Here is a 6,947-nt window from a genome sequence, read left to right on the forward strand (position 1 = left end):
GGGCTCGGCGCCCGGCTCTGCCGCTGCCTCAGGCTCGGCCGCGACCTCGGGCGTGGCGGCCTCGGGCATGTCCGCCTCGGGCGTCACGGCGGCTGCCGGTGCGTCGGCCGTCTCGTCCTGGGGGGTCTGCTCGTGGTCGCTCACTGCGTCTCAACTCCTTCGATGGTGACCTCGGTGGCCGGGGTCTGCTGGCTGCCCTCCGCGATGCCGGCCTCGGCAACGCTGCGCAGCACGTCCATCCCCTCGGTGACCTCGCCGAAGACGGTGTAGCCGCCGGCGTTGTCCGAGGGGATCGTCGAGTCGGCGTAGACCAGGAAGAACTGGCTACCCATGCTCGATCCGTCGTTGCCCAGTCGCGCCATCGCGACCGTGCCGGCCGGGTAGACGTCGTCGGCCGGGGCGTTCTCCACGGGCCCGAAGGTGTAGTCGGGCCCGCCCGAGCCCGTCGCGGTCGGGTCCCCGCACTGCAGCACGTAGATCCCCTCGACGGTCAGGCGGTGGCAGGTGGTGTCGTCGAAGTACCCCGCCTGGGCGAGGGTCACGAAGGAGGCGACGGCCTGGGGGGCCGCTGCGCCGTCGAGCTCGAGCGCGAGGTCCCCCGCGGTGGTGGTCAGGTCGACCTCCCACGCGCGGTCCTCGGCGAGGGCAGGGTCGGGGGCCGTGCTCGGGGTCGTGCCGTCGGCCTCCTGCGAGCCACCTGTGGTCTGCAGGGCCAGCGCGACCGCGCCTCCCAGCACGAGCACCCCAACCACGGAGGCCGCGATCACGAGCAGGCGCCGACGGCGGGCCCGGGCGGCAGCCTGGTGCTCGAGCCAACGTTCGTGGCGCTTGCGTGCGTACTCACGCTCGCGCTTGCTCGACCCCACCGTGGCGCTCCCGTCTCGTGGTGCCGCTGGACGTGCGGCAGTGCCCGGGGACGCGACTGCACCGTCCAGGCCCCGCACAGTCTAGGCAAGGGCGTGGCCCGACCCCCACCTGGGGGTGGCCAGGCATGTCACGGGTTGGTCTCGGTCCTCGTGAGGGGGCGGCTAGGCTGCCCGGGTGCTGATCCGGACCGTCGTCTCCCCGCTGCTCGGCACCAACTGCTACGTGGTGGCCGACGACGCCGCGCGTTGCCTGGTCGTCGATCCTGGCGCGGGGGTGGTCGAGGAGGTCCGTGAGGTCGTCGAGGAGGGCGGCTGGACCCCCGTCGCGGTCCTCGTCACCCACGGTCACGTGGACCACACCTGGTGCGCGGCCGAGCTCTGCACGGCCTACGGCGTCCCCCTGCACCTGCACGAGGCCGACCTGCCACGGATCGCGGACCCCTTCGCCACCCTCGGGCCTCTAGGCGCGCAGCTGGCGCAGACCGCTGCCTCGGCCGGCATGGAGTACCGTCCGGCCGACCGGGTCCAGACCTTCACGTGCGCCGGAGCCGCGCGCACGGACCTCGACCTGGCCGGTGGGGCGGCACCCTTCGGCGTCGCGGCGCTGCACGCCCCGGGACACACCGAGGGGTCGACGGTCTACGTGCTCGAGGACGGCACCGCGCTCACGGGGGACGTGCTCTTCGCCGGGACCATCGGCCGCACCGACCTGCACGGAGGTGACGGCGCCGCGATGGAGCGCACCCTCGGGCACCTGGCGACCCTGCCCGAGGAGACGGTCCTCCTCCCGGGTCACGGCCCCTCGAGCAGCATCGGTGCCGAGCTGCGCAGCAACCCGTACCTGCGCGCCGCGCGGTGACCTGGAAGGATCACGCCCCATGGCCCGTCCCACCCCCCTGTCCGGATTCCCCGAGTGGCTGCCCGCCGGTCGCGTCGTCGAGCAGCACGTCCTGGACGTGCTCCGTCGCACCTTCGAGCTCCACGGATTCGCCGGGATCGAGACCCGTGCGGTCGAGCCCCTCGACCAGCTGCTGCGCAAGGGGGAGACCTCCAAGGAGGTCTACGTCCTCCGTCGCCTCCAGGAGGAGACGACCGTCGACGGCGGCGCGGGCGGCGCGGACCAGGCCGCGGCCGGCCTCGGTCTGCACTTCGACCTCACGGTCCCGCTCGCGCGCTACGTCATCGAGAACGCGGGTCGACTGACCTTCCCCTTCCGTCGGTACCAGATCCAGAAGGTCTGGCGGGGCGAGCGCCCCCAGGACGGGCGGTTCCGGGAGTTCACCCAGGCCGACGTCGACGTCGTGGGGCAGTCCACGTTGCCCTACCACCTCGAGGTCGAGCTGCCCCTGGTCATCGCGGCGGCCTTCGCGGCCCTGGCCGAGATCGGTGTGCCGCCGGTGCGCATCCTCGTCAACAACCGCAAGGTGATGGAGGGCTTCAGCCGCGGGCTGGGCCTGGAGGACGTCGAGGCCGTGCTCCGCTCGGTCGACAAGCTCGACAAGATCGGGCCCGACGGGGTCACCGCTCTGCTCTCCTCGGAGGTGGGCGCGAGCCCCGCGCAGGCGGCCGCGATGCTCGAGCTCGCCGGGGTGCACGGGGACGACGCCGCGGTCGTGGACCGGGTGCGCGAGCTCGCCCAGCGGCTCGGGGTCCAGGACGAGATGCTCGACCTCGGTCTGACCGAGCTGCACCAGCTCATCTCCGCCGCGTCACGTCGCGCACCCGGGACCGTGGTCGCCGACCTGAAGATCGCGCGCGGGCTCGACTACTACACGGGCTCGGTCTACGAGACCGTGCTCGTCGGGCACGAGCAGCTCGGGTCGATCTGCTCGGGCGGGCGCTACGACGCCCTGGCGACAGACGGGTCGACGACCTACCCGGGGGTCGGGCTGTCCATCGGTGTCTCCCGCCTGGTCTCGCGGCTGCTCTCGGCCGGGCTGGTCGAGGCGACGCGCGCGGTCCCGTCGGCGGTGCTCGTCGCCGTGGTGGACGAGGAGAGCCGGGCCGCCTCGGACGAGGTCGCCGCCGAGCTCCGCGGACGAGGGATCCCTGTCGAGGTCGCGCCGACCGCCGCCAAGTTCGGCAAGCAGATCCGGTACGCCGACCGTCGAGGCATCCCCTTCGTCTGGTTCCCCTCCGCCGGGGACGAGGCGACGGCGCACCAGGTCAAGGACATCCGCTCGGGGGAGCAGGTCGGGGCCAACCCCACGACGTGGCGACCCCCGGCCGAGGACCTGCACCCTCGGGCGGTACCGGGCGAGGGCGGCACAGGGGCCGCGTAGCGCCCCGGCCCGCCACGCGCGGGCCCCGTGGCACGGTTGACCGACAGTCGAACACGTGTTCGACTGTCGTCATGAGGTGGGACGGTCAGCGGCTCGAGGCGCCCGAGCAGGCGTTGCCCGGCCTGGCGCTGCGCGGGCTCGTCCGGAGCGTGCGGACCCCGGAGTTCGAGGGGGTCACCTTCCACGAGGTCGCAGCCCGCTCGGCCCTCAACAAGGTGCACGCCGCCTCGAAGGTCCCCTTCGGGTGGACCGTGAACCCGATGCGCGGCTGCCTGCACGCGTGCACCTACTGCTTCGCGCGGCCTACCCACGAGTACCTCGACCTGGACGCCGGGCGGGACTTCGAGACGCAGATCGTCGTCAAGACCAACGTGGTCGAGGTGCTGCGGGCCGAGCTGACGCGCAGGTCCTGGCGTCGCGAGCACGTGGCCCTCGGCACCAACACCGACCCGTACCAGCGGGCCGAGGGCCGGTACCGGCTCATGCCGGGCATCATCGAGGCCCTCGCCGGCTCGGGCACTCCGCTCTCGGTGCTCACGAAGGGCCCGCTGCTGCGCCGGGACCTCCCGGCGCTGAGCGCGGCCGCGGAGCAGGTGCCGGTGAGCGTGGCGGTCTCCCTCGCGGTCCTCGACCCTGCGCTCCAGCAGTCGGTCGAGCCCGGGACGCCCCTGCCGCGCGCACGGCTGGACCTGGTCCGTGCGATCCGGGAGCACGGCCTGCCCTGCGACGTCCTCGTCGCGCCGGTGCTGCCCTGGCTCACGGACTCGACCGAGCATCTCGACGCCCTGCTCGGCGAGATCGCGGCGGCGGGGGCCACCGGGGTGGCGGTGATGGCCCTGCACCTGCGGGGTCCGGTCAAGCCCTACTACCTGCAGTGGCTGGCTCGCGAGCACCCGGCGCTGGTCGGTCGCTACCGGCGGCTCTACGGGGACGGGGCGTACGTGCCCCGCGAGTACGGCCGCTGGCTCGCCGACCGGGTCGCGCCTCTGGTGCGTCGTCATGGGCTGGCCCGCACGGCTCTGGACGGTGGCGAAGCCTCCTCGGCGCCGAGCGGCTGGCGCAGGGGAGTGGGTCCGAGCCCCGTGGACCTGCAGCCAGCCCTGTTCTGAGGGTGCAGCGGCCCGAGGGCCCGCCGGCTCCGGTCCTCAGTCCTCGACGAGTCGGGCCGGGAAGCCACCGGTCGCGACCGGTCCCCAGCTCTCGATGGTCACCCGGATGATCGACTTGCCCTGCTCCGTCATCGCAGCGCGGTACTCGGCCCAGTCAGGGTGCTCGCCGGCGATGTTCCGGTAGTACTCCACGAGGGGCTCGATCGAGTCGGGCAGGTCCAGGACCTCCGCGGTGCCGTCGACCTGCACCCAGGGGTCCCACTCCTCGGAGACCACGCACAGGCTCACCGCAGGGTCACGCCGCAGGTTGTGGACCTTGGCGCGCTCGGGATAGGTCGAGATGACGAGCCGTCCTGCGTCGTCGAGCCCGCAGGTCACCGGAGACATCTGCGGAGCGCCCGACCGGCGTCGGGTCAGCAGGACGGCGTGGTGCCGCGGACGCAGGAAGTCCAGCAGTGCCTCGCGGTCGATCCGGTCCGACGTCGCGACCTTGCGTGCCATGGGTTCCTCCGGTGCTCGCTGCCAGGGCCGCGACCAGGCTCCCACGTGGTCGCCCCCTCCGCCGGTCCGGGAGCGCCTCGCTGGTGGGCGGCCCGTCGCGAGCAGGGGGAGGGCACGGCACTAGACTCGACCGGCGACGGCTGACCGCCGTCGTTCCCCGAGGACGCCCCGAAAGGACCCTTCGTGCTCCGCACCCACACCGCCGGCTCGCTGCGAGCCGAGCACATCGGCCAGACCGTCACCCTCACCGGCTGGGTGGACCGTCGGCGCGATCACGGGGGAGTGGCCTTCATCGACCTGCGTGACGCCTCGGGCGTCGCCCAGGTCGTGATCCGCGACGAGGACGTCGCGCACGGGCTGCGCAACGAGTACGTCCTGCAGGTCACCGGCGCGGTGGGCCAGCGCCCCGAGGGCAACGAGAACGCCAACCTCGCCACCGGGCAGGTCGAGGTCACGGCTGCCGACGTCGTGGTCCTCAACGAGTCCGCGCCCCTGCCGTTCCAGGTCTCCTCGGCCCTGGACGAGCACGTGGGCGAGGAGGCGCGCCTCCAGCACCGCTACCTCGACCTTCGCCGCCCCGCGCCGGCAGCGGCGATGCGGCTGCGCGCCAAGGTCAACGCCGCGGCCCGCCGCGTGCTCGACGCGCAGGACTTCGTCGAGATCGAGACCCCCACCCTGACGCGGTCCACGCCCGAGGGTGCCCGCGACTTCGTCGTCCCCGCCCGGCTCTCGCCCGGCTCCTGGTACGCCCTGCCCCAGTCGCCCCAGCTGTTCAAGCAGCTGCTCATGGTCGCCGGGATGGAGCGCTACTACCAGATCGCCCGTTGCTACCGCGACGAGGACTTCCGCGCAGACCGTCAGCCCGAGTTCACCCAGCTCGACGTCGAGATGAGCTTCGTCGAGCAGGACGACGTCATCGCGGTGGGCGAGGAGATCCTCACCAGCCTGTGGGAGCTCATCGGGTACACGATCCCCACCCCCATCCCGCGGATGACCTTCGCCGACGCCATGGCCCGGTACGGCACGGACAAGCCTGACCTGCGCTTCGGCCTCGAGCTCGTCGAGCTCACCGAGTACTTCCGCGACACGCCGTTCCGGGTGTTCCAGGCCGCCTACGTCGGCGCGGTCGTCCAGCCCGGCGGTGCCGCGACCCCGCGCCGCGGCTTCGACGCCTGGCAGGAGTGGGCCAAGCAGCGTGGCGCCAAGGGCCTGGCCTACGTCACCGTCGGTGAGGACGGCGAGCTCGGCGGTCCCGTCGCCAAGAACCTCTCCGAGGAGGAGCGCGCCGGGCTGGTCGCGGCCGTGGGGGCCTCTCCCGGCGACGCCGTCTTCTTCGCGGCCGGCAAGATCTCCGAGGCCCGCGCCCTGCTGGGGGCTGCACGCCTGGAGATCGGCCGTCGGGGCGGACTCATCGACGAGGACCAGTGGGCCTTCGTCTGGGTGGTCGACGCCCCCCTGTTCAAGCCCACCGGCGAGGACGACGACGTCGCCCTGGGCACCGGGTCCTGGACGGCTGTGCACCACGCCTTCACCTCCCCGACCCCCGAGTGGATCGACCGGTTCGAGGAGAGCCCGGGCGAGGCCCTCGCCTACGCCTACGACATCGTGTGCAACGGCAACGAGATCGGCGGCGGATCGATCCGTATCCATCGCCGGGACGTGCAGGAGCGCGTCTTCCAGGTCATGGGCATCGGGGCCGAGGAGGCCCAGGAGAAGTTCGGCTTCCTGCTCGAGGCCTTCGCCTTCGGAGCCCCGCCTCACGGCGGGATCGCCTTCGGCTGGGACCGGATCGTCGCCCTGCTCACACGCTCGGAGTCCATCCGCGACGTCATCGCCTTCCCCAAGTCCGGCGGCGGCTTCGACCCGTTGACCGGGGCCCCCGCGCCGATCACCCCCGAGCAGCGCAAGGAGGCCGGCGTGGATGCCGAGCCTGAGCCCCGGGGTGAGGGCTGACGACCCAGGACCTCGCCTGCTCGGCGGGGGAGGAGCCGGGGTCCGGCGTCGCAGGCCGGGTCGAGCAGCTGCCTGGCGTGTGGCGGGAGGACCGCCTGCTGCTCGGTGAGCGGCAGGCCTGGTCGGGGGTGCTGGTCGCCCCCGACCAGGACGCGGTGCTGGTCACCCTCGAGCGCGAGCAGGCCACCGTGCTGATGGGCCGCGGTACCGCGCCGGCCGCGGTGCGGCTCGCCGCG

6 protein-coding genes are annotated in these 6,947 nt (G+C 73.1%); 4 read left to right on the forward strand and 2 right to left on the reverse strand.

The features are described 5' to 3' along the window. Positions 1-140: 140 nt before the first annotated feature. Positions 141-866 carry a peptidylprolyl isomerase gene (locus tag L0B03_RS11725; protein ID WP_250445972.1) on the reverse strand — a complete coding sequence of 242 codons (726 nt, stop codon included), beginning with the start codon at positions 864-866 and terminating at the stop codon, positions 141-143. A gap of 175 nt (positions 867-1,041) precedes the next feature. Here L0B03_RS11725 and L0B03_RS11730 point away from each other — a divergent pair, with 175 nt between their 5' ends. The 3 genes from L0B03_RS11730 (at position 1,042) to L0B03_RS11740 (ending at position 4,257) form a co-directional block, all read left to right on the forward strand. Further along, the gene (locus tag L0B03_RS11730) at positions 1,042-1,725 is read left to right on the forward strand and encodes an MBL fold metallo-hydrolase (protein ID WP_250445973.1); all 684 of its coding nucleotides are present in this window, start codon (positions 1,042-1,044) and stop codon (positions 1,723-1,725) included. A 19-nt stretch (positions 1,726-1,744) separates the two neighbouring features. Further along, a complete protein-coding gene (hisS, locus tag L0B03_RS11735) occupies positions 1,745-3,148 on the forward strand; it encodes a histidine--tRNA ligase (RefSeq protein WP_250445974.1) in 1,404 nt (467 codons plus the stop codon). A 71-nt stretch (positions 3,149-3,219) separates the two neighbouring features. Continuing rightward, the gene (locus tag L0B03_RS11740; protein WP_250445975.1) at positions 3,220-4,257 is read left to right on the forward strand and encodes an Rv2578c family radical SAM protein; all 1,038 of its coding nucleotides are present in this window, start codon (positions 3,220-3,222) and stop codon (positions 4,255-4,257) included. 36 nt (positions 4,258-4,293) lie between these two features. Here L0B03_RS11740 and L0B03_RS11745 read toward each other — a convergent pair whose 3' ends face one another. Then, positions 4,294-4,758: a PPOX class F420-dependent oxidoreductase gene (locus L0B03_RS11745; RefSeq protein ID WP_250445977.1), complete on the reverse strand. Its 465-nt coding sequence runs from the start codon at positions 4,756-4,758 to the stop codon at positions 4,294-4,296. A gap of 183 nt (positions 4,759-4,941) precedes the next feature. Between L0B03_RS11745 and aspS the strand changes: the two genes are divergently transcribed. After that, positions 4,942-6,711, forward strand: coding sequence for an aspartate--tRNA ligase (gene aspS / locus L0B03_RS11750; RefSeq protein ID WP_250445979.1), 1,770 nt, complete (start codon positions 4,942-4,944; stop codon positions 6,709-6,711). The last annotated feature ends 236 nt before the right edge of the window (positions 6,712-6,947 follow it).

The sequence above is a fragment of the Actinotalea sp. C106 genome, from assembly GCF_023630195.1.
In the GTDB taxonomy this organism is placed as follows: domain Bacteria; phylum Actinomycetota; class Actinomycetes; order Actinomycetales; family Cellulomonadaceae; genus Actinotalea.